Annotated in this window: 23 protein-coding genes, 1 tRNA gene and 1 other RNA gene; 10 read left to right on the top strand and 15 right to left on the bottom strand. The window is 62.8% G+C overall.

From position 1 onward, the window contains the following. Nucleotides 1-38 precede the first annotated feature (38 nt). The 3 genes from dnaK to hrcA form a co-directional block, all read right to left on the bottom strand. Nucleotides 39-1,955 (bottom strand): molecular chaperone DnaK, encoded by a 1,917-nt coding sequence (dnaK, locus tag ACYVKM_RS08730; RefSeq protein WP_460877207.1) that lies wholly within the window; start codon nucleotides 1,953-1,955, stop codon nucleotides 39-41. Between the two features lie 157 nt (nucleotides 1,956-2,112). After that, the gene (grpE, locus tag ACYVKM_RS08725; RefSeq protein WP_460877206.1) at nucleotides 2,113-2,634 is read right to left on the bottom strand and encodes a nucleotide exchange factor GrpE; all 522 of its coding nucleotides are present in this window, start codon (nucleotides 2,632-2,634) and stop codon (nucleotides 2,113-2,115) included. A gap of 82 nt (nucleotides 2,635-2,716) precedes the next feature. Next, nucleotides 2,717-3,778: a heat-inducible transcriptional repressor HrcA gene (hrcA, locus tag ACYVKM_RS08720; protein ID WP_460877205.1), complete on the bottom strand. Its 1,062-nt coding sequence runs from the start codon at nucleotides 3,776-3,778 to the stop codon at nucleotides 2,717-2,719. Between the two features lie 137 nt (nucleotides 3,779-3,915). Here hrcA and recN point away from each other — a divergent pair, with 137 nt between their 5' ends. Then, entirely contained in the window at nucleotides 3,916-5,589 is a 1,674-nt protein-coding gene (recN, locus tag ACYVKM_RS08715; protein ID WP_460877204.1) for a DNA repair protein RecN, read from the top strand. Nucleotides 5,590-5,614: 25 nt separating this feature from the next. Here recN and ACYVKM_RS08710 read toward each other — a convergent pair whose 3' ends face one another. Next, nucleotides 5,615-6,250, bottom strand: a complete 636-nt coding sequence (locus ACYVKM_RS08710) for a response regulator (RefSeq protein ID WP_460877203.1) — start codon at nucleotides 6,248-6,250, stop codon at nucleotides 5,615-5,617. A 79-nt stretch (nucleotides 6,251-6,329) separates the two neighbouring features. Between ACYVKM_RS08710 and ACYVKM_RS08705 the strand changes: the two genes are divergently transcribed. After that, a complete protein-coding gene (locus ACYVKM_RS08705) occupies nucleotides 6,330-7,928 on the top strand; it encodes an MASE1 domain-containing sensor histidine kinase (RefSeq protein WP_460877202.1) in 1,599 nt (532 codons plus the stop codon). Between the two features lie 313 nt (nucleotides 7,929-8,241). On the opposite strand, the gene fur is transcribed toward ACYVKM_RS08705, so the two are convergent. Further along, entirely contained in the window at nucleotides 8,242-8,664 is a 423-nt protein-coding gene (gene fur, locus ACYVKM_RS08700) for a ferric iron uptake transcriptional regulator (protein WP_460877201.1), read from the bottom strand. 74 nt (nucleotides 8,665-8,738) lie between these two features. Here fur and ACYVKM_RS08695 point away from each other — a divergent pair, with 74 nt between their 5' ends. Further along, nucleotides 8,739-9,221, top strand: a complete 483-nt coding sequence (locus ACYVKM_RS08695) for an outer membrane protein assembly factor BamE (RefSeq protein ID WP_460877200.1) — start codon at nucleotides 8,739-8,741, stop codon at nucleotides 9,219-9,221. Nucleotides 9,222-9,260: 39 nt separating this feature from the next. Here ACYVKM_RS08695 and ACYVKM_RS08690 read toward each other — a convergent pair whose 3' ends face one another. Both ACYVKM_RS08690 and ACYVKM_RS08685 read right to left on the bottom strand, forming a co-directional pair. Beyond that, on the bottom strand, nucleotides 9,261-9,539 hold the full coding sequence (locus ACYVKM_RS08690) for an RnfH family protein (RefSeq protein ID WP_460877199.1): 279 nt from the start codon (nucleotides 9,537-9,539) through the stop codon (nucleotides 9,261-9,263). Then, nucleotides 9,532-9,963 (bottom strand): type II toxin-antitoxin system RatA family toxin, encoded by a 432-nt coding sequence (locus ACYVKM_RS08685; RefSeq protein WP_460877198.1) that lies wholly within the window; start codon nucleotides 9,961-9,963, stop codon nucleotides 9,532-9,534. Before ACYVKM_RS08685 ends, ACYVKM_RS08690 begins: the two co-directional genes overlap by 8 nt. A 144-nt stretch (nucleotides 9,964-10,107) precedes the next feature. Here ACYVKM_RS08685 and smpB point away from each other — a divergent pair, with 144 nt between their 5' ends. The 4 genes from smpB (at nucleotide 10,108) to ACYVKM_RS08665 (ending at nucleotide 11,897) form a co-directional block, all read left to right on the top strand. Further along, entirely contained in the window at nucleotides 10,108-10,599 is a 492-nt protein-coding gene (gene smpB, locus ACYVKM_RS08680) for an SsrA-binding protein SmpB (protein ID WP_460877197.1), read from the top strand. 73 nt (nucleotides 10,600-10,672) lie between these two features. Further along, nucleotides 10,673-11,027, top strand: a transfer-messenger RNA (tmRNA) gene (gene ssrA / locus ACYVKM_RS08675). Nucleotides 11,028-11,202: 175 nt separating this feature from the next. Beyond that, nucleotides 11,203-11,526 (top strand): c-type cytochrome, encoded by a 324-nt coding sequence (locus ACYVKM_RS08670; RefSeq protein ID WP_460877196.1) that lies wholly within the window; start codon nucleotides 11,203-11,205, stop codon nucleotides 11,524-11,526. 17 nt (nucleotides 11,527-11,543) lie between these two features. After that, entirely contained in the window at nucleotides 11,544-11,897 is a 354-nt protein-coding gene (locus tag ACYVKM_RS08665) for a c-type cytochrome (protein ID WP_460877195.1), read from the top strand. A gap of 73 nt (nucleotides 11,898-11,970) precedes the next feature. Here the strand turns inward: ACYVKM_RS08665 and ACYVKM_RS08660 are convergent, their stop codons facing one another. Next, nucleotides 11,971-12,579, bottom strand: coding sequence for an NfuA family Fe-S biogenesis protein (locus ACYVKM_RS08660; RefSeq protein WP_460877194.1), 609 nt, complete (start codon nucleotides 12,577-12,579; stop codon nucleotides 11,971-11,973). Between the two features lie 154 nt (nucleotides 12,580-12,733). Between ACYVKM_RS08660 and ACYVKM_RS08655 the strand changes: the two genes are divergently transcribed. Continuing rightward, nucleotides 12,734-13,075, top strand: coding sequence for a 4a-hydroxytetrahydrobiopterin dehydratase (locus ACYVKM_RS08655; RefSeq protein WP_460877193.1), 342 nt, complete (start codon nucleotides 12,734-12,736; stop codon nucleotides 13,073-13,075). Here the strand turns inward: ACYVKM_RS08655 and ACYVKM_RS08650 are convergent, their stop codons facing one another. Beyond that, the gene (locus tag ACYVKM_RS08650) at nucleotides 13,076-14,074 is read right to left on the bottom strand and encodes an RluA family pseudouridine synthase (RefSeq protein ID WP_460877192.1); all 999 of its coding nucleotides are present in this window, start codon (nucleotides 14,072-14,074) and stop codon (nucleotides 13,076-13,078) included. It lies immediately after the preceding gene. A gap of 332 nt (nucleotides 14,075-14,406) precedes the next feature. Here ACYVKM_RS08650 and ACYVKM_RS08645 point away from each other — a divergent pair, with 332 nt between their 5' ends. After that, complete coding sequence (locus tag ACYVKM_RS08645) at nucleotides 14,407-17,427, top strand: Rne/Rng family ribonuclease (protein ID WP_460877191.1); 3,021 nt, start codon at nucleotides 14,407-14,409, stop codon at nucleotides 17,425-17,427. Nucleotides 17,428-17,531: 104 nt separating this feature from the next. Here the strand turns inward: ACYVKM_RS08645 and ACYVKM_RS08640 are convergent, their stop codons facing one another. From ACYVKM_RS08640 to tpiA, 5 genes are all read right to left on the bottom strand, one after another. Continuing rightward, nucleotides 17,532-18,185 carry a response regulator gene (locus ACYVKM_RS08640; RefSeq protein WP_460877190.1) on the bottom strand — a complete coding sequence of 218 codons (654 nt, stop codon included), beginning with the start codon at nucleotides 18,183-18,185 and terminating at the stop codon, nucleotides 17,532-17,534. A gap of 153 nt (nucleotides 18,186-18,338) precedes the next feature. Continuing rightward, entirely contained in the window at nucleotides 18,339-18,584 is a 246-nt protein-coding gene (locus ACYVKM_RS08635) for a hypothetical protein (protein WP_460877189.1), read from the bottom strand. A 311-nt stretch (nucleotides 18,585-18,895) separates the two neighbouring features. Continuing rightward, nucleotides 18,896-18,980 (bottom strand) — tRNA-Leu (locus ACYVKM_RS08630). An 11-nt stretch (nucleotides 18,981-18,991) separates the two neighbouring features. Continuing rightward, a complete protein-coding gene (gene secG, locus ACYVKM_RS08625; protein ID WP_460877188.1) occupies nucleotides 18,992-19,444 on the bottom strand; it encodes a preprotein translocase subunit SecG in 453 nt (150 codons plus the stop codon). 6 nt (nucleotides 19,445-19,450) lie between these two features. Next, nucleotides 19,451-20,218 (bottom strand): triose-phosphate isomerase, encoded by a 768-nt coding sequence (gene tpiA, locus ACYVKM_RS08620; protein ID WP_460877187.1) that lies wholly within the window; start codon nucleotides 20,216-20,218, stop codon nucleotides 19,451-19,453. Between the two features lie 113 nt (nucleotides 20,219-20,331). Between tpiA and ACYVKM_RS08615 the strand changes: the two genes are divergently transcribed. Next, nucleotides 20,332-21,144: an SDR family NAD(P)-dependent oxidoreductase gene (locus ACYVKM_RS08615; RefSeq protein ID WP_460877186.1), complete on the top strand. Its 813-nt coding sequence runs from the start codon at nucleotides 20,332-20,334 to the stop codon at nucleotides 21,142-21,144. Between the two features lie 72 nt (nucleotides 21,145-21,216). Here ACYVKM_RS08615 and ACYVKM_RS08610 read toward each other — a convergent pair whose 3' ends face one another. Next, nucleotides 21,217-22,368 (bottom strand): hypothetical protein, encoded by a 1,152-nt coding sequence (locus ACYVKM_RS08610; RefSeq protein ID WP_460877185.1) that lies wholly within the window; start codon nucleotides 22,366-22,368, stop codon nucleotides 21,217-21,219. Nucleotides 22,369-22,389: the final 21 nt, after the last annotated feature.

The raw sequence follows: 22,389 nt of genomic DNA, 5'->3' as shown, positions 1-22,389 counted from the left end.
GCTGCTGATCTCGACCGTGCCGCTATACCGGCTACCGGTTACTTCTTGTCGTCTTTCACTTCGGTGAACTCGGCATCGACCACGTCATCCGGCTGGGCCGAACCACCCGGCGCGGATTGTGCACCAGCGTCGGACGGGCCGCCCTGGGCCGCTGCATACAGCGCCTGCGCGGTCTGCTCCAGCTTCTCGACCTTGGCCTCGATCGCCGCCTTGTCCTCACCGTCCTTGACCTTTTCCAGATCGGACAACGCACCCTCGATGCTGCTCAGCTGATCAGGTGGCACCTTGCCACCGTGCTCCTTCAGCGCGCTGCGGGTGGCGTGCACCAGCTGGTCCGCCTTGTTGCGGGTGGCGACCAGTTCGTGGAACTTCTTGTCTTCTTCCTTGTTCGCCTCGGCATCGGCGACCATGCGTGCGATCTCGTCCTCGGACAGGCCCGAACCGGCCTTGATCTCGATCTTCTGTTCCTTGCCGGTCTTCTTGTCCTTGGCCGACACGTGCAGGATGCCGTTGGCGTCGATGTCGAAGGTCACCTCGATCTGCGGCATGCCACGCGGTGCGGCATCAATGCCGGACAGATCGAACTTGCCCAGCGACTTGTTCGCGCTGGCGCGCTCGCGCTCGCCCTGCAGCACGTGCACGGTCACCGCGGTCTGGTTGTCGTCGGCAGTGGAGAACGTCTGTGCCGCCTTGGTCGGCACCGTGGTGTTCTTCTCGATCAGCTTGGTCATCACGCCGCCCATCGTCTCGATGCCGAGCGACAGCGGGGTAACGTCGAGCAGCAGCACGTCCTTGACGGTACCGCCCAGCACGCCGCCCTGGATCGCCGCGCCGACGGCGACAGCTTCGTCCGGGTTGACGTCCTTGCGCGGCTCCTTGCCGAAGAAGTCCTTCACCGATTCCTGCACCTTCGGCATGCGGGTCTGGCCACCGACGAGGATCACCTCGGTGATGTCGGACACGCGCAGCCCGGCGTCATTCAACGCGGTGCGGCACGGCTCGATCGTGCGCTTGACCAGATCTTCCACCAGCGACTCCAGCTTGGCGCGGGTCAGCTTGATGTTCAGGTGCTTCGGACCGGAGGCGTCCGCCGTCACGTACGGCAGGTTGACGTCGGTCTGGTGACTGGACGACAGCTCGATCTTGGCGCGCTCGGCGGCATCCTTCAGGCGCTGCAAGGCCAGCGGATCCTTGCGCAGATCGATGCCCTGCTCCTTCTGGAATTCCTCGACCAGATAGTCGATGACGCGCATGTCGAAGTCTTCGCCACCCAGGAAGGTGTCGCCATTCGTCGCCAGCACTTCGAACTGCTTCTCGCCGTCGACCTCGGCGATCTCGATGATCGAGACGTCGAAGGTGCCGCCACCCAGATCGTATACCGCGATCTTGCGGTCGCCACCCTTCTTGTCCAGACCATAGGCCAGCGCGGCCGCGGTCGGCTCGTTGATGATGCGCTTGACATCGAGTCCGGCAATCTTGCCGGCGTCCTTGGTCGCCTGGCGCTGGCTGTCGTTGAAGTACGCCGGCACCGTGATCACGGCTTCGGTAATCGTCTCGCCGAGATAATCCTCGGCGGTCTTCTTCATCTTCATCAGCACCTTGGCAGCGATCTCCTGCGGCGCCATCTTCTTGCCGTCGGAGGTCTGCACCCAGGCGTCGCCGTTGTCATGAGCGACAATGCCGTAGGGCACGATGTGCAGATCTTTCTGCACCTCGGCGTCGGTGAACTTGCGGCCGATCAGGCGCTTCACCGCGTAGAAGGTGTTCTTCGGGTTGGTCACGCTCTGGCGCTTAGCCGAGGCACCCACCAGTACTTCGCCGTCCTTGTTGAAGGCAACGATGGATGGTGTGGTGCGGTCGCCTTCCGAGTTCTCGATGACCTTGGTCGTGCTGCCGTCCATCACGGCCACGCAAGAGTTGGTGGTGCCCAAATCGATACCGATGATCTTGCCCATGTGTATGCTCCGAATCTTTTTGCGGCCCCCGCGGCCGCCAATTAATGAACGTCAGATGGGGTTCTGGCCTGGCGATTCAATGCCGGCAAGGCCCCGGATGCGATTTCTTGCACGATGACCGGCACGCCATTCAGGCGGGCGCCAGCCAGAAAACGACTCAGTCCTTCGCCACGGCGACCAACGCCGGGCGCAGCAGCCGATCGTTCAGCACATAGCCCTTCTGCAACACGCTGACCACGGTGCCGGGCGCCTTGCCCGGTGCGTCGACCATGCTCACCGCGTGATGGCGCTCCGGATCGAGCGGCTGGCCAAGCGGATCGATCTGCGACATGCCGTTGTTCTCGGCCACCTTCAACAGCGACTTCAGGGTGAGGCTGATCCCCTCGCGCATCGAGGCGACGTCGCCGCCCTCCACCGTCAGGCCGCTTTCCAGTCCGTCGTAAACCGGCAGCAGCTCATTGAGCAACTTCTCGTTGGCGAAGCGGCGCGCCTGTTCCACATCGCGGTGCAGGCGGCGGCGTTGGTTCTCGATCTCGGCCTTTTCGCGCAGCACCGTCTCGCGCAATTCGGCATTGGCCGCTTCCAGTTCGGTCAGCCGAGCGTACAGGCTGTCGATCTCGCTTGCCGACGCATCCGCAGGCTGCGCCTGCTCATGCGACTGGGGGTCGTTGTTTTGCATGCATCACTCCAAAACGATTGTCATGGCCCGCACGCATGCCGGCCACCCTGATATTTTGCGGAAATCCCGTCTCCCGGGGCGGTTATAGGGTCGTTGCGGCGCGATTCAAGGCGTCACTGAGCAATCCGGCTGTCGCCTGCACCACCGGAATCACCCGCTCGTAAGCCATCCGGGTCGGCCCGATCACGCCAACCGCACCCAAGACACGCCCCTGCACGCCATAGCTGGCAGTGACCACACTGCAGCCATCAAGCGCAGTGAAGCCGGACTCCTCGCCGATGAACAGCCGCACGCCCGGGGCGCGGGCACACACTTCCATCAGCTGCAGCAATTCGTTCTTCTGCTGGAACGCATCGAACAGCTCGCGTAACCGCTGCAGGTCGGCCAGCTCCGAATACGCCATCAGATTGGTCTGCCCACTGACCAGCACCTCATTGCCGCCAACCTGCGGCGCGAACGAGGCCGTAGCCAGTTCCACCGTGCTGGCAAGCAGGCGATTGAGTTCACTGCCTGCCTCGCGCAGTTCGGCAAGCAGGTGCGCACGGATATCGTCCACCCGAAAACCGGCAAACTGACTGTTGAGATAGTTCGCGGCCTGTTCCAGTTCATGGCCGTGCAGTGGCGTGGCCAGCTGCACGATGCGGTTCTGCACCTGGTTGTCGGTGAACACCAGGATCACCAGCACGCGCGCATCGGGCAGCGGTACGAAATCGATATGCCGCAGCGGAAAGTCCACCTGGCGCGGCACCGTGACCACACCGGCAAAACGGGTCATCGCCGACAGCAGGATCGAGGCATTGCCGAGCAGATCGCGGGCCGTGGTCGGTCCCGGCGGCAGTTCGCGTTGCAGGCGCGCCATCTCGTCCTGGGGCACCGGCTGCAGTTCGATCAGACTGTCGACGAACAGGCGCAAGCCGCGCGGCGTCGGTACGCGGCCAGCCGAGGTATGCGGTGAGGCGACCAGGCCGGCGTCCTCGAGATCGGCCATGATGTTGCGGATCGTCGCCGGGCTCACGTCCAGCCCCGACGAACGCGACAGCGTCCGTGAACCCACCGGCTCGCCGTCGACCAGATACTGGGCGATCAGCGTGCGCAACAGCCGGCGCGCGCGTGCATCTAGATCGTGGCCATGGGGATTGATCATGAGCTGCGGTGATCCATGTGTAGCAGTCCTTGAGACCCGACAGAAATAAGGTCTGCGCGCTTTGCTTGCAAGTGGAAGCGGTGTCTTGTGCCATCAGGCTGCCGCTACAATCCGTCGACCTCACCAGTTTCCTGCCCATGCTCACTTCGCTCTACGTCCGTCAATTTGCCGTCGTCGAAGCCGCCGAAGTGGCTTTTGACCCAGGCCTGACCGTGGTCAGCGGCGAAACCGGCGCTGGCAAGTCGCTGCTGGTCGATGCCCTGATGCTGCTGGCCGGCGCCCGTGCCGACAGCGGCATGGTACGTGCCGGCAGCGACCGCGCCGAACTGGCCGCCGAATTCGATCTGACCGCCCTGCCCGAGGCCCGCGAGTGGCTGCAGCGCGAAGAGCTGGACGAAGACGGCAACTGCCAGCTGCGCCGGGTGATCCGCGCCGAGGGAAGTTCCAAGGCATGGATTAACGGGCGCCCTGCGAACACCCGCCAACTCGGCGAACTGGCTTCGCTGCTGGTCGAAATCCACGGCCAGCACGAACACCAGGCACTGCTGTCGCGCACGCACCAGCTTGTCCTGCTCGATGCCTATGCCGGCAACGACGAGCTGGCCGGGCAGGTACGCGAGCTGGCCGCGCAGTGGCGTGAACTCGGCCTGCGCATTCGCAAGCTGAGCGGCGGCGAAGATCGCGAGCATCGCATCGAGCTGTTGCGCCATGAGCTGGACGAACTGGAAAAATGGGCACTCCCGGCAACCGCACTAGGCGAACTGGAGGCCAGCCACAAGCTTCTCGCCAATGCCGGTCGGCTCGCCGAAGGCGCCGCCGGAGTGGTCGAACTGCTCGATGGCGACAGCGAGTTTGCGATGCGCCGCGCGCTCGGCCGCGCCCATGCGGAACTGGGCAAGCTTGCTGCGCTGGATGCCCGGCTCAATCCGCTGCTCGAATTGCTCGACAACGCCAGCATCCAGCTCGGCGAGGCAGCCGACGGCCTCGGCCATTATGCGCAGGATGTCGATCTCGATCCGGAACGCTACGCCGAAGTCGATACCCATCTCACCCACCTGCATGAGCTGTCGCGTCGCCATCGTTTGCCTGTCGCCGAACTGCACGACAAGTTCGCCGCCCTGCAGACGGAGCTGGCCGAACTGGAAGGCGCCGGCGACGCCCTGGAACAGATGACCGCGCAGCGTGAGCACCTGCGCAGCGATTACACCAAGGCTGCGACTGCCCTGAGCAAGGCTCGTCACGCGGCCGCGCAACGCCTGGGCGGCGAGGTCAGCGTGCTGATGGGCGAACTCGGCATGGCTGGCGGCCTGCTGAAGGTCGAACTTGAGGCCAGCGAGGGCGACGAACCCGACGGCCAGGGCCGTGAACGCTGCGAGCTGCTGGTCAGCGCGAATCCTGGCCAGCCACCACGCCCGCTGCGCAAGGTCGCTTCCGGAGGCGAGTTGGCACGCATCAGCCTCGCCATCGAGGTCGCCACCCTGGGCAAGGACACTGTCGGCAGCATGATCTTCGACGAAGTCGACAGCGGCATCGGTGGTGCCGTGGCTGAAGTGGTCGGACAGAAGCTCCGTGCACTGGGTGAACAGCGGCAGGTGCTGTGCGTCACCCATCTACCGCAGGTGGCCGCGCAGGGGCATGCCCATCTGCTGGTAAGCAAGCATAGCGACGGGGACTCCACCCGCACGCGTATCGACCGGCTCGATGCCGGTGGTCGCCGCGACGAACTGGCGCGCATGCTCGGCGGCGTCGAGATCACCCGCGAGACCCGTGCCCACGCGAAACAGATGCTGGAACGAGCGCAGACCGCCTGACCCGTGGCGGCGTCCCGTGACCGGCTCAACTACCGGGCGACAATAGCCCGCGCTCGCTGGCCATCCGGTACAGGTCCAGTTCCGAGCCGGCAGCCAGCTTGCCCATCAGGCTGGCGCGATGGATGTAGACGGTCTTCTGGCCGATACCCAGTTGTGCCGCCACCTGCTTCGGCGCACGGCCACTAGCCAGCAGCAGGAACACCTCGCGCTCGCGCGTCGTCAACCGGTTGATCGGATCCAGCGCGGCATTCGGCCGGTCAGCCCGGCGCTGACGCAGATCCGAACTCAGGAAGCATTCGCCGTGCATCACCGCGCGCAGGCCGGCCACCAGTTCTTCCGGCGCCACGCCCTTGGTGACGTAACCACTGGCACCGCGACGCAGGGCCTCGGACACATACGGTTCGCCGTCGTGCATGCTCAGCACCACGATGCGAGTCTCGTCGGACACACTGAGCAGATGCTCGATAAGCGGCAGGCCACTGCCATCCGGCAACGATAGATCCAGCGCCACCAGGTCGGGGCGCCACTGGCCGACAGCTTCCACCGCATCATCGGCGTTGCGGCATTCGGCCACCACGTCAAGATCCGGTTCCATCTCGATCAATCGCTTGAAGCCTTCGCGAACGATGGCGTGGTCATCAACCAGGACAATGCTGTACATCCCGCTACTGTACACAGGGACACGCTGCCATGGCAGGTCGCGTCGCAGCATCCGTGGGAGCGCATGTACCATCCTGCCCATGCGCCTTAAACCACTTCGCCTGCCCGACTCCGGCCCGCTGCTCGGCGCTGGCTACCTGTTGTTGTGGCTGCTGTTGTGGCCAACCGTGCAACCTTACTGGATGCTGCCATACGGGCTGCGCTTCGGCGCCCTGCTGCTCACGCCTGTGCGCTACTGGGGCTGGCTGCTCGGCGCCGAGCTGGTTGCCACCACCGGCATCAGCATGGCCCACGGAATGCCCCTGGGCTGGATCGGCTTTGCCATCGATGAACTGCCTGAGCCACTGGTGATGGCTTTCAGTCTGTGGCTGCTGCGGCGATTCAACCTGCACGCCAGCCTGAACAGTCCGCAGGAAGTGACCCAGCTGATGCTTTCCGTGGTGCTGATCGTGACCGCCACCACGGCTGTGGACGCGGCCCTGCTCGGACTGCTCAAGACACCGGGCTCGCCCGACCTGATGCTGAGCGTGCTCGGCGAGGCATTGCTCAGCCATTATCTGGGCATCCTGTTGATCGTGCCGTTGATGATCATGCTGTTGCGTACCCGTCTTGCCGACCGGGTGCTGGCCGGCCTGTTGCGGGATGGCCTGCTGGTGATGCTGCCCTCGATGGCGATCCTGTTGCTGCTGTCCGAGCAGGCGGCGCCACAGCCGCAGTTCGCCCGTGTGCTGTCGCTGGCACCCGTGCTGTTCTTTGCGTTCCGCCATGGCTGGCGCGGTGCCAGCCTGGCGATGATCGTCTCCAGCCTGGGCATGACCCTGGTCGACCAGCACCTGGGGCATGCACCGTCGTCCGCTGCCGCCTACCTGTTCCTGGCCGTGGCCGGTACGGGCGCGCTGATGCTTGGCTCGGCCACCGATGCCCTGCGTCACAGCAGTGAGCGGGTGGCCGAGCAGAACATCTATCTGGGCGCGGTAAACCGGCGACTCGATCAACTGGCCCATCAACTGCGCAGTGCCGCCCGCGGCAACCTGCAGACCGACGAGAACCAGCGCCGGCATCTGGCCGCCGAACTGCACGACGAACTGGGGCAGAACATCACGGCGATCCAAACCCATGTGAAACTGGCCCAGGCGCGCCTGCACCAAGCCGGCATGGAAGACATCAGCACCTCGATCAATACCATCCTGGCCCACATGCGGCGCGCGCTGCACCGCCTGCTGGACGACCTGCGTCCGGCGGTGCTCGACGAATTCGGCCTGCTGCGCGCGCTCGATGAAGGCCCGATCCGTGATCTGCTGAACACTGCAGGCATGGCCTATCACACCGAGCTGCACGGCGACCCGCGCCTGCTCGACGACGATACCCGCACCGCGATCTACCGGCTGGTCCAGGAAAGCGCGACCAATGCCGTCAAGCACGCCCATGCCAGCGAATTCCGCCTGCGCCTGCGCATCGGCGAGCGCCAAGGCATCGCGCTTGCGTTGCTGGACCTGCGCGACAACGGTACCGGCCTGCCCAGCCGATTGCCGCGCGGCGGCCGTGGCCTTCAGGGAATGCGCGACCGGGTCACCTCGCTGGGCGGCCAGTTCCGCCTGCGTGCCGATCATGTCGGGGTTCACTTGCGCATCTTGTTGCGCAGCAACAACCCCCCGGTCGATCTGGGACGGCAAAACTAGGAATTTTTCCGATACCCCTAACGTGAAGACATCGTTAGGATCATTCCATCGATGTGGGGGAGCCACCATCGCAAGATGGTGGATCCAGAGTTGTCGTGGGGACGGCGGCTCTGGAACAACGGCAGGATGCCGTTTCGCCGCTACCTGGCGACACTGTGGCAATCGCGAACCTTTCGCTGTTGCCCGGTTTGCAGGCCAGGTAGAGGAGCAGCCGCAGGCGGACAGGAGTCCTCCTTGCGGCTTTTTTTATGCCCGTCGTCCAGCTCTTCACTCGACCCGGGCGGCAACCCTGCCCTGCGGACTCCAGGCCAGCTCAGGATTTTCGTGCGCGCTGCTTCGGCCGCACATACAACACCAGGCTATGGTCCTCGATCACATAACCATGCCGCGCGGCGATTTCGTGCTGCAGCCGCTCGATTTCTTCGCTGACGAACTCAATCACTTTTCCGCTGTCCACATCAATCATGTGATCATGATGTTTGCCGCGGTCGAGCTCGTAGACGGCCTGGCCGCCCTCGAAATTGTGCTTGACGATGATGCCGGCAGCCTCGAACTGGGTCAGCACGCGGTATACCGTCGCCAGGCCGATATCCTCCTGGTGGGCAAGCAGGTTCTTGTAGACATCTTCGGCGGTGAGGTGCTGCACGCCTTCCTCGTCGAAGATCTGCAGGATCCGCATGCGCGGATGGGTCACCTTCAGCCCAACCCGGCGCAGTTCTTTGGTTTCCTGTTCCATAGCGCACTCCACACACGGTGTAACCAGACCGGTAGTGTATCATCCGACACCTTTACGATCCGGACGCAACACGCATGCAAAAGCTGATCACCCTGCTGGTTTTCGCCGTGCTGGCGCTTTCCATCGCCGGCTGCCACATCGTCTATACGCCCGACGTGCAGCAAGGCAACCTGCTCGACAAGAAAACCGTGGATCAGCTGAAGCCCGGCATGACCAAGCGTCAGGTGCTGGTGTTGATGGGTACGCCATCGGTCAGCACGCCGTTTGACCAGAGCCGCTGGGATTACGTGTCCACCCAGTCGCACCGCGGCGGCCCGATCAAGGTGCGCACATTCACGCTGACGTTCAACAACGACACTCTGGTGCGCACCGAAGGCGACTTCTTTGCACAGGATGCCCAGCAACTGGTGAAGGACAGCAAGAAGTACCACGCCAGCTATCCGGTCAATGAGACCGAGGGCGACAAGAGCAAGGGGCCGGATGACAACAAGAACAACGGCGGCTTTGGCACCGGCGACAACAATGGCAGCAACAATGGCGACAACAACAGCCATTGAGCAATCTGGCCTGGTCGGCAGGTGCGCCGCCGGTCAGGCTCAGCGTGCTCGCCGCCGGCGCGCTTCCATGGGATCGAGCAGCAGCGACCGGTAGATCTCGATCCGGTCACCGTCGTGCACCTCCAGATCCGGCGTGACTTTCCGCGCGAAGATGCCCAGACGGTGGAGATCCAGCACACCGTCCGGAAGCATGCCGACAATCCCCGAAGCATCGATCGCCTGCAGGACGGTGCTGCCGGCTGGCAGTTCGACCCGTCGCAGGAGCTGCTCCACAGCACCGGCGTAAACCACTTCCACCGTGATTTTGGGCTCAACCATACACACGCCCGGCCTCGGCACAGAAGTCGTCGACCATGCGCCCGGCCAATCCTTGAAAACCGAGCTTCAGGGCGCCACCACCAAGCCGGCCGGCATAGTCGAAATCCAGCGCAAAGGCGACCTTGCAGCCAGCCTCACCCAGGGCAATGAAATCCCACACGCCCTCGAGGCTGCGGAACGGGCCATCGACCAGACTCATCTGCAAACGCCGGGGCGGCTCGATCGTATTGCGCGTGGTGAAACTCTGGCGCAGTCCGGCGAACTTGAGATCCAGCCGTGCCACCAGCACATCCCCCTGACGCTCGAGAATCTCGGCTCCGGCACACCAAGGGAAACGCTTTGGGTATGCTTCGACCTCATTGACCAGGTCGAACATCTGCGCCGGCGAATACTTCACCAGGGCGCTGCGGCGGATTTCGATCACGGCAGCCTCTTGGGGTAGTCACTGCATTCGTCCATGAATGCGAAGATCAAATGGGCATCCATCCATGGATGCACTCTTAAATTAAAAGCGCGGCCCCAGGGCGCGCGGGCAGCACGGCCGCCCAGAGGCCCGAGTTTAACGGACATGGCCAAGGCAAAGGACAAGGACAACAAGGGCAGCAGCACCATCGCGCTCAACAAGCGTGCGCGTTTCGAATATCACATCGACCAGCGCTACGAAGCGGGTATCGCCCTGCAGGGCTGGGAGTTGAAGGCACTCCGCGCGGGTCGGATCAACTTTGGTGATGGTTACGCGATCGTCCTGCAAAACGAGATCTTCCTGGTCGGCGCCTCGATTCCACCCCTGATCAGCGCCTCCACCCATGTCGTCGCCGAGGATCGCCGCACGCGAAAGCTGCTGCTGCATCGCAAGGAGATCGATCAGCTGATCGGCGCCGTCGAGCGCAAGGGTTACACCCTGGTGCCCACCGCGATGTACTGGAAGAGCGGTCGGGTCAAGGTCGAGATCGGCCTCGCCCGCGGCAAGCAGGAACACGACAAGCGCGACACCGAAAAACAGCGCGACTGGCAGATCGAAAAACAGCGCACCATGCGTTCGCACAACCGCAGCGCCTGAGTTCGCCGCAACGAATGTCATTGATGCGATGAGCATCGCCCCCATATACTCGCTGGGTCGTATCGTTTTCCCCGGGGGTGTACTGGCTTCGACGGGGGTAGTGAGATGACTTGGTGCATGCCGAGGGGGCAGCTTTCCTCGTTAATCCAGCAGCAAACTCATAGTTGCCAACGACGACAACTACGCTCTCGCCGCTTAAGGCGTAAGCCCCGAACCCACTTGTGCTCGTGCTTGTCGGTGTAGGGTCATTATCACGAGATCGCCAAAGACTGCCGCCTGGCGGTACTAGGTCAAATCAATCAGGCTGGTTCCGCGGTGCGCCTTGCCCATCGTGCTTGTCGCGGAACGAGATCGAACGGTGAGCTAAGCATGTAGATCCGGGCATTGAACGTCCTCGGACGCGGGTTCGACTCCCGCCACCTCCACCAACAAGCAAAAAAGCCCTTGATGACCATCAAGGGCTTTTTTGTCGTGCGATACCCGGACATGCACCGCGCAACCATCGATCGCATGCAAGCCGAGTGTTGTTCGCGCGTGAACGCAACGTCTATACTTGGCGACTTATATCACCCTGTACCCGCCGCACTCGTGGGAATGACCTCGATGACTCGACTGCAATTGCTTGGCCTGGCCGCGGCCACAGCCATCTTCGCCGCCACCAGTGCGCACGCTGAAGGTGACAAGGCTGCCGGACGCAAACTGATCTATACCTGTGCAGGCTGCCACGGCGTGCCTGGCTACACCAACGCCTACCCGCAGTATCCGGTACCGAAGATCGCCGGACAGAACGAGCAGTACATCGTCAACGCGCTGCATGGTTACCAGAGCGGCGATCGCAAGCACCCGACCATGGGTGCCCAGGCGCAGAGTCTGTCCGATACGGACATTCAGAACATCGCCGCCTATCTCTCCAGCCTCGCCAAGTAGTTGCCAAGGACTCTCGCATGAAACGTGCGCTTACCCTGCTTTCATTCGGCGCCGCGCTGGCGTTCGCTTCCACCCAGTTGCTGGCCAATGGCAACGCCGAAAACGGCAAGCAGAAGGCCGCCACCTGCTTTGCCTGCCACGGCACCGATGGCAATGCGGTCGATCCGCAATACCCGCGCCTGGCTGGCCAGTACAACACTTACCTGCAGCATGTACTGCACGAGTACAAGGACGGTCAGCGCGACAACCCGATCATGAAGGGCATGGTAGCCACGCTTTCCGACCAGGACATCGAGGACGTCGCTGCTTACTTCTCCAGCCTGCCAACCAAGCTCGACACCCTGCAGGGTCACATCAGCGGCGACAAGTAAGCCCAATGCCTGCTGCATGCATGGAAAGGCCCGCTCCGGCGGGCCTTTGCTTTTGCACGATACGGACTGCGACTCAGGCAATCGCGGATTTGCCTTCGACCCTGTTGTAATAAGGCTTCTCGCCGGATGCATGATCGGTCGCATCACGCACCGCAGTGATTTCCGGCACCCGTTCGCGCAGGGTCTTTTCCACGCCCTGCTTCAACGTCACATCGACCATGCCGCAGCCATGGCAACCGCCGCCGAACTGCAACAGCACCGCACCCGCGGCATCGATCTCCAGCAGCGTGACCCTGCCACCATGCGAGGCCAGCCGGGGATTGATCTCGGACTCCAGCACATAGCGCACGCGTTCGATCACGCCGGCTTCCACCCCCGGCACTTCGCCCTTGATCCGGGGTGCGCGGATGTTTAGCTGACCACCCGTGGCGTTGGGTTCGTAATCGATGGTGGCGTTGTCCAGCCAACTGGCGCTGTCACCATCAATGTGGAACAGGAAACCGGTGCACTCGATCGTCCACTCGCCACCGGCGAGGTCGACCGGTTCGCAGAACTCGAGCTCGCAATTGGCCGCCGGAGTACCCGGAGCAGTCACCCGCAGCCGGATGCCCAGGCCGTCGATACCTTGTTGCGAGAGAAGCCGCAGAAAATGTTGCTGCGCGCGTTCGGAAATATCGATCATGCCTGCTCCGGGGTCACCAAACGGATGCCAGCGAACCTTGCCGGCAAATCAGCACCATTTTAGTCCTGTTTCAAGCCTGATGCGCGCTTTGACTTTTGCGCGCGCAACTTCGACGCTTCGCATCCGGAAACCTTCAGCTCATACGGAGATACGCATGAACGCCAACGATCTGGCCACCCAGCACTGCCAACCACGCAAGGGCAAGGAGCATGCACTGGATGCCGAGCAGGTATCGAGCCTGCTGCCGCAACTGCCAGGCTGGCGGCTGCACGCCGACGGCCATGCCATCGTCAAGGATTTCAGGTTCACCGACTTCCATCGCACGCTGGGTTTCATCAACGCAGTCGGCTTCATGGCCAATCACGAAGACCATCACCCGGATATCGAGGCTGGCTACGGCCACTGCCAGCTGGTGTGGTCGACCCATGACGTGGGTGGCCTGTCGCTGAACGACTTCATTTGCGCCGCTCGGGTCGAGGCCCTATTGGCGCGTTGATCAGAAGTCGGTACGCGATTTCTCGCGCGTATAGATCAGCCGTTTGCCCTTGACGGCGAGCACATCGAGGAAATCCTTCAGGTCATCCGGCAGCGGCGTGGAAAAGCTGTAGGCACGCCCGTCCAGCTCGAAACTCATGTGCGAGGCGTGCAGGAACATCCGGCTCAGGCCCATCTCACGGTAGCGCTTGTTCATCTCGCGATCGCCGTATTTCGGATCGCCCGCCAGCGGATGCCCGATGTGTGCGGCATGCACGCGGATCTGATGGGTACGCCCGGTACCCAGCGTGGCCTGCATCAGACGCGCGCTGGGGTACTGCTCCATTTCGCGGAAGAACGTCAGCGACGGCTTGCCGTTGTCGGCCACGCGCACCATCCGTTCACCACCCTGCAGGATGGACTTCAGCAGCGGCGCATTGACGTCGAACTTGGCCTTGGATGGATGACCTAACATCAGGCACAGGTATTGTTTGGTGACTTCACCAGCGCGGATCGCCGCCTGCAGCCCGGTCAATCCGGTCCGGGTCCTGGCAAATACCAGTACACCGCTGGTATCACGATCAAGGCGATGCACCAGTTCCAGATGCTCCTGCGGCCGCGCAGCGCGCAACAGCTCGATCGCGCCGTGACTGACCCCGCTGCCACCGTGACTGGCTACGCCGGAGGGCTTGTCGATGACCAGGAAGTGCTTGTCTTCGAAAATGACCGCATCGGCCACCGAAGCCACCAAACCGGTGGCAGGTGCGTTGCCTTCGGGCCGTTCAGCGACCCGTACTGGTGGAATACGCAGCATATCACCGGCTGTGAGACGCGTATCCGGCTTCGCCCGCTTGCCGTTGACGCGCACCTGACCGGTGCGCAGCAGCCGGTAGATCATGCTCTTCGGCACTCCTTTGAGCATGGTCATCAGGGCGTTGTCGATGCGCTGCCCGTCTCGCTCGGGGCCGATCTCGACTTGACGTACACCGTGAGGTGCGTCGTGGGAAGTTACCGTCTGCATTGAAAAAAACCTGCTGAAATAGGATACTCGGCGGGCGCTACATTCTGCCCATCGATGTCTGGATCGGGTCGAGTGCCCGCCCGTAACGTCGGCGAGGATTGCGCCGGTTGCCTTGGCGGCCGGTCGCGGCTCCCTTTCATCGTAACGGTTCGGGCTGCCGTTTGTCCGATGCCATTGAGGTATCGGGGCGGCAGGCGCAGCTGACCGAATCATCCCGACACCGGCAACGGTGCCGTTTTTTTGCCGCTTTACCGCAGCGGCGCGATCCCCGGCAGGCCGCCATTGTGGCGCCACCGAGGCGCGCGACGCGCGGCAAGCCGAGGATTACTAGCATGAAACGTATGTTGATCAACGCGACTCAGCGTGAAGAGTTGCGTGTGGCCATTGTCGATGGCCAGAACCTGTACGACCTGGACATCGAAATTCCTTCACGGGAACAGAAAAAGTCCAATATTTACAAAGGCCGCATCACCAGAGTTGAGGCTTCACTTGAAGCCTGCTTTGTCGAATACGGCGCCGAACGCCACGGCTTCCTGCCTCTGAAGGAGATCTCCCGCGAGTATTTCGTGCCGGGTGTGGATCATCACAAGGCCGGCATCCGCGAACTGCTCAAGGAAGGCCAGGAAGTCGTCGTTCAGGTCGAAAAGGAGGAGCGCGGCAACAAGGGTGCTGCCCTGACCACCTTCATCAGCCTGGCCGGCCGCTACATGGTGCTGATGCCGAACAACCCGAAGGCCGGCGGTGTCTCGCGGCGGATCGAGGGTGAGGACCGGCAGGCGCTCAAAGAAGCCTTGGAACACGTCACGGTGCCCGACGATGTCGGCCTGATCGTGCGCACTGCCGGTCTCGGCCGTGATGCCGAAGAGCTGCAGTGGGATCTCGACTATCTGCTGCAGCTGTGGAAATCGATTTCCGAGGCAGCCAACAAGCAGAAGGCACCGTTCCTGATCTACCAGGAATCGAAGCTGTTCATCCGCGCCCTGCGCGACTACCTGCGCAGCGACATCGGCGAGATCCTGATCGACGAGGAATCGCTGTACAACGACGCGCGCGACTTCATGCAGCAGGTGATGCCGAACGCGCTGCGCAAGCTCAAGCTGTACAAGGACGACACCCCGCTGTTCACGCGCTACCAGATCGAGACTCAGATCGAGAGCGCGTTCGACCGCCAGGTACGCCTGCCGTCAGGCGGCTCGATCGTGATCGACCAGACCGAAGCGCTGACCGCGATCGACATCAACTCCTCCAAGGCCACCAAGGGCAGCGACATCGAGGAGACCGCGTTCAACACCAACTGCGAAGCTGCGGTGGAAATCGCCCGGCAGTGCCGCATCCGCGATGCCGGCGGCCTGATCGTGATCGACTTCATCGACATGGACAGCCCCAAGCACCAGCGCGAAGTGGAAGATCGCCTCAAGGAAGCGTTGAAGCTGGATCGTGCCCGCGTGCAGATCGGCCGCATCTCGCGCTTCGGCCTGCTGGAAATGTCGCGCCAGCGCCTGCGTCCGTCGCTGGGCGAAGCCACCCAGATCGTCTGCCCGCGTTGCGAGGGCCATGGCCACATCCGCGGCGTCGAATCGCTGTCGCTGTCGACCCTGCGCCTGATCGAAGAACACGCGATGAAGGACAACACCGGCCAGGTGCTGGTGCAGGCGCCTACCAGCGTGGCCAACTTCCTGCTCAACGAAAAACGTGCCAGCGTGGTCGAGATCGAACTGCGCAACAAGGTGCACGTGATGATCGTGGCCGACCAGAAGCTGGAAACGCCGCATATCGAGATTCAGCGCATCCGCGAAGTCGACATGGGCGAGCACAGCAAGCCCAGCTACGAACGGCTGACCACGGTGGAAGCTGCCGAGCTGCCGAAGATGGGCCAGGCCCTGGGCAGCAGCGAACAACCAGCCGTCAGCGGCATCGTGCCGGTCGGCCCTGCGCCGCTGCGCGAGGAAGTCGCTGTTCCCGTTCCCGCGGCACAACCCGTCGCGCGTCGCCAGCCCGTCGCCGTACAGGCTTCATCACGCCCGGCTCCGTCCGGCGGCGTCATCTCGCGCCTGCTTGGCTGGTTCCGCAGCGCCGAGACAGCGGCACCGGCAGCGGCTGCCAAGCGCACCGATGGCAGTGACAACACTCGCGATCGCCGGGACGAACGCATGGGCCGCAACAATGCCCAGAGCGGTTCGGCGCAGCGGCCGCCACGACGCGAACAATCCACCCAGAACGCGCCGAAATCGAACGCCGCGCAACAGCCCAGGAACCCGCGCCAGCGCAACAACGAGCAGCCGCAGCGCCAGCCGCAGCAACAACAGGCCCAGGCTGCCAAGGCCGAACGCCAGCCCAAGCCGGCCGTGAATGGGAACAACCCGGCACGAACCGAGCGCAAATCCAATCCGCCGCAGCCAGTGAAGGCCGAGCGCGCGCCGCGCCCCGTCGCCAGCGAGCGCCCCGCCGCGACCTCGCCGAGCGATACAGCCAAGGAAGTCGAGCTGCTCAACGCACCACTGGTCGGCTCGACTGCGCCGGATTCCGCCAATAGCGACCTCGACACTGACGGCAGTCAGTCGCGTCGCCGTCGTGGACGCCGCGGTGGCCGTCGCCGGAAGCGTCACGACGACGCAGCACCGAACAGCACGAATCTGGATGCCGTGCAGGCGCTTGACGACGAGGATCGCGATGAGGTTGCCCGTGCTCCCGAAGTCAACCGCGGTGAGCAACCGTCCGCTGCTACTGCCGTGGCGGCCAGTGTTGTGACGAGCCCCGGCTCCGCGAACAACACCGCGTCGATCCAGACATCAGCGACAATTGCACCTGCCGACGCTCACAAAGTGGTCGCTACGGCCCCGGCAGCCGTAGAGAGCACGACACAGGCGGAGAAAGTCGCCGCCGTCACCGACACTACGGCGGACAGTCAGCCACAGAAACCGGTCATTGCGCCGACTGCCACAGCGTTCAACCTGCCCACCCTGCCGCCGATTCCCGAGCAGGCAAAGCCGGAAGTCGGCATGGCTGAAACAAGTGATGCCGCCAAGGTCACAGTGCAGGCCGCGCCAGTGCCGACACAGCCCGTCAGCCGCCCACCGCAGCCAAGCACTTCGGCTGCCTCCATGAACGATATCGCGCCTGCAGCCCAGCCAGCGGCGACAATCACCTCGCCAGCTTCTGCCGTCATATTGGCGCCCCAGGTTCAGCCGGTAGTTGCGGCAGTTCCGGCCATCCAGCCAGCCAGCGCCCATGAACCTGCCATTGTCCCGTTGCCGAAGCAGGGCGATCTGCTGGCTCAGCCCTCCCCGTCGCACGACGAGGCAGCCAAACCCGCAGGGGATGAGGAACACAAGAGCGATTCATCACACGGTTGATCGCCAGCGCCTGGCTCCAATGACAAAAAAACCGGACTTCACGTCCGGTTTTTTTTGTTGCTGCAAGCCCATCTCTTCGGATGGCTATTCCCGGTGGGCCGGGATCAGCTGCCGACCTGGCGATTGGGAGTATCGATCAGACCATGCACCGTCATCAGATGCGCCAGACTGAGTACATGATCCACATGCAGCTTTTCCATCAGACGCTGCTTGTAGGTGGATACGGTTTTCGGACTCAAGTTGAGTTGCTCGCCGATGATGGTCAACGGCTTGCCGCGCACCAGCATCATTGCCACCTCCAGCTCGCGACTGGACAACACGTCGAACGGCGAGGTGCTCCCATCCAGGGTAGCCAGCGCCAGCTGCTGCGCAACGGCGGGTGCGAGGTAACGCCGACCGCCGGCCACCTGTCGCACCGCGGATACCAGCTCCTCGGCACTGCAGCCCTTGGTCAGATAACCGAGCGCGCCGGCATCGAGCAGTCGCTTGGGAAAACGCGCATCGTCGACCACGGTCACGACCACGATATGGGTGGACATCTTCGACCGGCACACGCGTTCGGTGAGTTCGATGCCGCTCATGCCGGGCATGTGCACATCGACCAGGGCAATGTCAGGTGACAGCGTGCGGATCAGCCGGAGACCTTCTTCGGCACTTCCCGCTTCGCCACTGACACAGATATCGACCTGCTGCTGCAGGATCATCCGGAAGCCGGTACGTACCAGCTCGTGATCGTCCACCAGGACCACATTGATCACTTCACGTCCCTCCCTAGATTCGGCCGTATCAGACTGCAAGCTGCTCCGCGGCAAACTGATCGGCACTCCCTTCAAGTACACGATTTGTCCAGTGTTCCACTTACAGGCTGCGCCCCATGGTACTGCGGCAAGGGCAACTTTTCCCCGCAGCAATCAGGCCGCGAGTACGTCGTCGTCACTCACCTCGGCGCTGCCTATATAACGAGCCAGCACAATCACCGAGATCGGGCCAGGCATCTCCACGCAAAGGGGGCGGCTTGTGCGCTGGTGTTCATCACGTGCCAGCTCCCGAGCCAGTTTGATCGCTGCCCCCAGTTGAAGATCGCTGAACAGCGCGATATGGGCACGGCAGACTTTCCAGCTGCCGGTCTCGGAAGGCTTGAGCGAAATGGTCACCATGGCATCCACCCCATCCCCATGAGGAAATCCAGCGCGAGACCGCGGGCTACGCCGACCCATGTCTACGCCATAAGAACGCAATGTGCCACGCTCAAAACGACCGATATGTCAGCCGACGCCTACAAGCAGCGTACGGTAATCACCGTGCGCCGCACCCTGCAACCTGCCTGCAAAGGCAAATGTGCGTTACAGAGGTACAGGTTCCCTCTTGACACTCGAACCTACATGACAGGCATCCAGAAACAGAAAAACCGCCCTTCGGCGGTTTTTCTGTTTCTTCATGACTCCAGTGAACCACTGGAATCCATCATTGGTGCCCAAGAGGGGACTCGAACCCCTACGACTTACGTCGCTACCACCTCAAGGTAGTGCGTCTACCAGTTCCGCCACCTGGGCAGGTGTGTTGCTCAGTGCTTCTTGGCCGGCTCCGTGGCCGGTACCTCGCCCTTGGCTGGAGCGGGGGTTGTTGCAGGTTGTGCAGTCGGTACGGCATTGCCGGTTGCGGCAGGAACGGCTGCCGGCACTTCCGAGCCCGCTGGCGCTGTTGGCGTTGCCGGCTGGGCTGCTGCCGGCTTGCTGGTAACTCCGGCCATCACGCCAAGGTCATCGGCCTTGCTGTGCGGCGCGCCGTTGACATGCAGGTAGATACCCATGCTGAGGCTGAGCAGGAAGAACAGTGAAGCCAGCACGCTGGTAGCACGGGTCAGGAACGTGGCGGAGCCACGCGCACCGAACACCGTGGCCGACGCACCACTGCCGAAACCGGAGCCCGCATCGGCGCCCGCGCCGTTCTGCAACAGAATCAGCACGATCATCGCCGCAGCGATCAGGATGTAAAACACGCTGAAAATGACGAACATGATTATTTATTGAGCCTGTAGCGCCTGATGCGCCGCGGCGCAGATTCCAAGGAAATCGGATGCAGCCAGAGAGGCACCACCGATCAGTCCTCCGTCCACGTCCAGCTGCGCGAATAATTCCGCGGCATTGGCCGCCTTGACGCTACCGCCGTAAAGCAGTCGGGTCAGACGGGAAATTGTAACATCTTCTTTTTCCAATTGGCTACGAATGAAGGCATGGACCTGCTGCGCCATTTCCGGCGTGGCGGTACGGCCGGTACCGATGGCCCAGACCGGCTCATAGGCGATCACCGCCGTATCGAAGCTGGCGATGCCGTTGCCGTCCAATACGGCCTGCAACTGGCGGGCAATGACCGCCTCGGTCTGGCCGGCTTCACGCTGCTCCAGCGTTTCACCAACACAGAGAATCGGCGTGAGGCCGCCGGCACATGCGGCGGTGAACTTGCGCGCGACCAGCTCGTCGCTCTCGGCGTGATACTGTCGGCGCTCGGAATGACCGACGAGCACCCACCGCACACCGATATCCGCCAACATGGCGGCAGAAACCTCACCGGTGTAGGCGCCCTGCCCCCCGTGCTCGCTGACGTCCTGCGCACCGACCCCCAGGCCCGAATCGGCATGCTGCCGGGCCAGCTCGGCAAGGTAGGGAAACGGCGGAAACACGGCGACGTCGATCGATGCCGGTTTGGCTGCAACGATGTCATTCACCAGGCTTGTAGCCATCGAACGGCTGCCGTGCATTTTCCAGTTGCCGGCAACAAATTTCTTGCGCATGGTCTGCTTCCGCTGCGATCAAACCGCAAGCTTACCGAGGGGTCGGAGTATCGGCAAACATGTGGCACCTGCCTGCCCGATCGAGAATTATCCTTCGCCACCCGGAATAACCCATGTCACCGAGCCGCCCACTCAGCCTGATCACCGGAGCCTCTGCCGGCATCGGCGCCGCCTTCGCCCGCCAGCTGGCCGCGCTGGGCCACGATCTGGTACTCACCGCGCGACGGGTCGACCGGCTGGAAGCCCTTGCCGGCGAGCTGCGTGAAAAGCATGCAGCTTCCGTGACCGTGCTGCCGAATGACCTCGCTGATCCTGGCGCACCGCAGGCGCTGTGCGATGCATTGCAGCAACGTGACCTGCAGGTGGACTGGCTCATCAACAACGCCGGCTATGGTGTGCCCGGTTCCTTCCTGGCGAACGGCTGGAAAACCCACGCGGACTTTCTGCAGGTATTGCTGACCGCGCCTACCGAACTGGCCTGGCGACTGCTGCCGGGCATGCGTCAACGCGGATACGGTCGCGTCATCAATGTGGCCTCGCTGGCCGGACATGTGCCAGGCACCGCGGGACACACGCTGTATGCGGCGAGCAAGGCCTACCTGATCAAGTTCTCGCAGTCGCTGGCACTGGAGAATCGCGATCACGGCGTGCACGTATGCGCACTGTGCCCGGGTTTCACCCGCTCGGAATTCCATGACGTCACCGGCACGCGCACGCTGATGAACAAGCTGCCCGGTTTCATGTGGCAGACCGCGGAGGAAGTGGTGCTGCAAGGGATCGACGCCGTGGAGCGTGGCGAGGCCGTTTACGTCACCGGCCGGGTGAACCGTTTCATCAAGGGTGTGTTCAAGCTGATGCCGGACCGCCTGGCCATGAACATGTCGGCCAGGCAATCCCGGCGGTATCGCTCGCAGGAAACGACCTGAACGCAAGCACCGGATGCTCGTCGAGAGCGGGTTTATCGCCTCCGAAAAGCAGTTTGTCTGGCATCGCCGGGCTCAGAAGGAAGCAAGGCTCTTCTCGCAATAGTCCGGAATCTTCAGAACCGCGGGTCTCAGGGCCTGGTGCGCTGCGTGCCAGATGCACTCCATCGACGTCTCCGGTTGCATGGTGTTGCCCAGCGCACTCGTGACGGCACGCATGCGCTTTTGCACGGTGTCGTAAGCAGTGGCCAGGCCATCGCATGCCGGCGAGGCTGCATAGCTCAACGAACTCGGCGACGTGCCTGACACGCAAGGGGAATACCACACAAGTTGAGCGACCGACGCTCCCCGGCCCAGCCAATAGCGCGACACTTCACTTTGCCGCTCGTTGATATAGGCCACTTGCGACCAGTAGGCATCGATCTGCATCGCCATCAGCTCGGCCTCCCTGTGCGTGCCTTCTTGATCGCTTGGCGCATGACCTTCAAGCAGCGCCTTTTCCTTTTTGTACAACGCGGCAGCCATGGCGACGACCTTGTCCTGGCCACCCTGCAGCGGGGCCTTGAGGAGCTGGTCGGTCTCCTGCATGTAGGCCTTGAACTGATCCTTGAGGAAATCGGCCGAGGCGGCCTGGAATGCCATCAGTTGCGCCTTGTTGGCCGCCATCTCCTGATAGCGCTCGAGCATCTGGGCATGCTCGTCTTCACTGGTGACGACGAAGTCCGCATTTGTGCCGATCTTGTCGGCACCCATCTGCCTGTCAGGTGTTTGCCACGACAGCCGGAACCCGTCGGCCCGCATGTTTCCGGTCACGTCGACCATCGACGAGCGCAAGGGCTCGTCCTGCAACTCGATGACCAGTGGAGCCGTGGGATTGATGACGATCTTGCCCGGCGTACGGGTAATGCCGGCGCTGCCGATCGTCCCGGTCAGCTTTGAATCCAGGCGGACCAGTCCCCCTTGCCCGTCGAGACGAATGACCTCCAGCTCGCCGCTGAACTGATTCCCGTCCACATGGGTGATCCTTGTCACGAAGGCCCTTGGCTCCTGCTGTCCCGTCATGGCACCTTGCCCGGCATTCGTATACAGCCCGGGTACGAGCGCCATGGGCTGTGGTGGCGGCGCGCCAAGATAGATGCGAAGCCCCTGCGCCTCCTGGGCCCGACAGGACAGGATCAACGCGAACCACAGCACCGTCGCGCTCATCCACTGCATGGGTGATTTCATGGCATTCCCCCTCGGTTGCTG

This window comes from Rhodanobacter koreensis (genome assembly GCF_054782855.1).
The sequence above is the reverse complement of the archived record's forward strand: the minus strand, read 5'-3'. Positions and strand labels throughout refer to the sequence as shown.

Coding starts and splice junctions, on each gene's coding strand:
- dnaK (WP_460877207.1), bottom strand. CDS start 1,955: ATGGGCAAGATCATCGGTATCGATTTGGGCACCACCAACTCTTGCGTG.
- grpE (WP_460877206.1), bottom strand. CDS start 2,634: ATGCAAAACAACGACCCCCAGTCGCATGAGCAGGCGCAGCCTGCGGAT.
- hrcA (WP_460877205.1), bottom strand. CDS start 3,778: ATGATCAATCCCCATGGCCACGATCTAGATGCACGCGCGCGCCGGCTG.
- recN (WP_460877204.1), top strand. CDS start 3,916: ATGCTCACTTCGCTCTACGTCCGTCAATTTGCCGTCGTCGAAGCCGCC.
- ACYVKM_RS08710 (WP_460877203.1), bottom strand. CDS start 6,250: ATGTACAGCATTGTCCTGGTTGATGACCACGCCATCGTTCGCGAAGGC.
- ACYVKM_RS08705 (WP_460877202.1), top strand. CDS start 6,330: ATGCGCCTTAAACCACTTCGCCTGCCCGACTCCGGCCCGCTGCTCGGC.
- fur (WP_460877201.1), bottom strand. CDS start 8,664: ATGGAACAGGAAACCAAAGAACTGCGCCGGGTTGGGCTGAAGGTGACC.
- ACYVKM_RS08695 (WP_460877200.1), top strand. CDS start 8,739: ATGCAAAAGCTGATCACCCTGCTGGTTTTCGCCGTGCTGGCGCTTTCC.
- ACYVKM_RS08690 (WP_460877199.1), bottom strand. CDS start 9,539: ATGGTTGAGCCCAAAATCACGGTGGAAGTGGTTTACGCCGGTGCTGTG.
- smpB (WP_460877197.1), top strand. CDS start 10,108: ATGGCCAAGGCAAAGGACAAGGACAACAAGGGCAGCAGCACCATCGCG.
- ACYVKM_RS08670 (WP_460877196.1), top strand. CDS start 11,203: ATGACTCGACTGCAATTGCTTGGCCTGGCCGCGGCCACAGCCATCTTC.
- ACYVKM_RS08665 (WP_460877195.1), top strand. CDS start 11,544: ATGAAACGTGCGCTTACCCTGCTTTCATTCGGCGCCGCGCTGGCGTTC.
- ACYVKM_RS08660 (WP_460877194.1), bottom strand. CDS start 12,579: ATGATCGATATTTCCGAACGCGCGCAGCAACATTTTCTGCGGCTTCTC.
- ACYVKM_RS08655 (WP_460877193.1), top strand. CDS start 12,734: ATGAACGCCAACGATCTGGCCACCCAGCACTGCCAACCACGCAAGGGC.
- ACYVKM_RS08650 (WP_460877192.1), bottom strand. CDS start 14,074: ATGCAGACGGTAACTTCCCACGACGCACCTCACGGTGTACGTCAAGTC.
- ACYVKM_RS08645 (WP_460877191.1), top strand. CDS start 14,407: ATGAAACGTATGTTGATCAACGCGACTCAGCGTGAAGAGTTGCGTGTG.
- ACYVKM_RS08635 (WP_460877189.1), bottom strand. CDS start 18,584: ATGGTGACCATTTCGCTCAAGCCTTCCGAGACCGGCAGCTGGAAAGTC.
- secG (WP_460877188.1), bottom strand. CDS start 19,444: ATGTTCGTCATTTTCAGCGTGTTTTACATCCTGATCGCTGCGGCGATG.
- tpiA (WP_460877187.1), bottom strand. CDS start 20,218: ATGCGCAAGAAATTTGTTGCCGGCAACTGGAAAATGCACGGCAGCCGT.
- ACYVKM_RS08615 (WP_460877186.1), top strand. CDS start 20,332: ATGTCACCGAGCCGCCCACTCAGCCTGATCACCGGAGCCTCTGCCGGC.
- ACYVKM_RS08610 (WP_460877185.1), bottom strand. CDS start 22,368: ATGAAATCACCCATGCAGTGGATGAGCGCGACGGTGCTGTGGTTCGCG.